This window comes from Desertihabitans aurantiacus (assembly GCF_003344635.1).
In the GTDB taxonomy this organism is placed as follows: domain Bacteria; phylum Actinomycetota; class Actinomycetes; order Propionibacteriales; family Propionibacteriaceae; genus Desertihabitans; species Desertihabitans aurantiacus.
This window is the reverse complement of record NZ_QPKK01000449.1, coordinates 1-1,790: the sequence shown is the minus strand read 5'-3', so window position 1 is coordinate 1,790 and position 1,790 is coordinate 1. Positions and strand designations below refer to the sequence as shown.

The 1,790-nt window shown below is 74.5% G+C and carries 2 protein-coding genes; both read right to left on the bottom strand.

All coding sequences use genetic code 11. From position 1 onward, the window contains the following. Nucleotides 1-1,179, bottom strand: a 1,179-nt coding sequence (locus DVA66_RS20045; RefSeq protein WP_157974188.1) for a protein kinase domain-containing protein, incomplete at its 3' end; no start/stop codon positions are given. Nucleotides 1,180-1,305: 126 nt separating this feature from the next. Beyond that, nucleotides 1,306-1,790, bottom strand: a 485-nt coding sequence (gene thpR, locus DVA66_RS20040) for an RNA 2',3'-cyclic phosphodiesterase (RefSeq protein ID WP_114561542.1), incomplete at its 5' end; no start/stop codon positions are given.

Below are 1,790 nucleotides of genomic sequence, written 5' to 3'. Positions count from 1 at the left end.
CCGGGCCCGCGCGTCCGGACGGCGCTCGGCGGGACGCCGGTCGGTGGGACGTCGCTCGGGTCGGGGGAGCCGGGGCAGGTCGTCCTCGGTGAAGGTGGTGCGGATCCGGCCCGAGGCGGTGGTCGGCGGCTCGGGCAGCGCGGCCTCGACCGGCTCGGCCAGCCCGTGCCGGACCGGCGCCGCCGGGTGGTCCGGGCTGCTCGGCGAGGTGGGCGTCGTCAGGGTCGGCACGTGCGGTGCGGTGGCGTCGGCGAAGCCGAGCGGCTGGGTCATCCGCACCGTCAGCTCGGGGTCGTCCATCACCCCGGCCAGCAGGGCGGAGCGGGCCTCGCGCAGCATCGCCTGCAGCACCCGGGCGTCACGGGGGCGGCGCTCGGGGTCACGGGCGCAGGCGGTCTGCACCAGCACGTCGAGGTAGGGCGGGATGGCGTCGCGGGAGATCCGCCAGGAGGTGCCCATCACCGACGACGGCGGCGGGACGTCCTTGTTGACGTGGGCGAAGACCACCTCGTACTGGGAGTCGCCCACGTGCGGCTTGCGCCCGGTGAGCAGCTCGAACAGCACGATGCCGAAGCTGTAGACGTCGGCGCGGGTGTCGGCCTGGCCGTGCACCACCAGCTCCGGCGGCACGTAGGAGACGGTGCCGATGAGCACCCCGGCGGTGGCGGTGCTGGTCTGGTTGCTGATCGCCTTGGCCAGCCCGAAGTCGGCCACCTTGACCTGGCCGCGGTCGGAGATCAGCACGTTCTCCGGCTTGACGTCGCGGTGCACCAGGTGGGCCTCGTGGGCGGTGGCGAGCGCCGAGAGCACCGGGTCGAGCAGGTCGAGCGCGCGCAGCGGCGTCATCGGGGCCTCGCGGCCGATGACGTTGCGCAGCGTGGTGCCCTCGACGAACTCCATGACGATGTAGGGACGCCCGCCGCCGTGGCCCTGGTCGAAGACCGAGACGACGTTGGGGTGGGAGAGCCTGGCCGCTGCCCTGGCCTCGCGGTCGAACTTGCGGGCGAAGTCGCCGTCCTCGCCGAGCCCCTCGTGCATCACCTTGACCGCGACCACCCGCTGGAGCCGGGTGTCGAGGGCGCGGTAGACGGTGGCCATCCCGCCGCGGGCGAAGCGTTCGAGGATCTCGTAGCGACCGTCCAGGGCATGGCCGACCAGGGGGTCGCGCATGCTGGTCATGGTCACGTTCAGCTCCGTACACGGTCGGGGAAGGAGGCCGTGTTCAGCCTGATGGCGAGCATAGGCGGCCCTACCACAGAAGGCCGACAGAACGCGCCGGTGACATCGCGGCTCTGAGACCGTCGCTCACCCGGTGAGCGGGAAGGAGCGCACCACCACGTGCCGGGGACGCCCGCTCTCACCCCGACCCAGCTCGGAGCGCACCAGCTCGACCGCACCGGCCCGCCAGGACGGCCCCCGGTAGCCGGCGAGCGCCTCCACCCAGCGGGTGAGGTCGGCGGGGACGTTGCGGCGGGCCAGGGTGAGGTGGGCCCGGAAGCGTCCGTGGTCGGGTTCGGCACCGGCCCGTTCAGCCGCCGCCCGGACGCCGGTGGCCAACCGGCCCAGCCCGGTCACCGCCTCGCCCGGTTCCAGCCCGGCCCACAGCACCCGGGCCGCGCTCGGTCGCGGGAAGCAGCCGCCGCCGGCCATTGCCAGCTCGAGCGGTGGACGGCGCGCAGCCGCCCGCTCCAGCCGGCGCAGCAGGTCCTCCGTGCGGCGCTCCGGCACCGCGGCGAGGAAGGCCAGCGTGAGGTGCCACTGCTCGGGCGGGGTCCAGCGCAGCCCGTCGG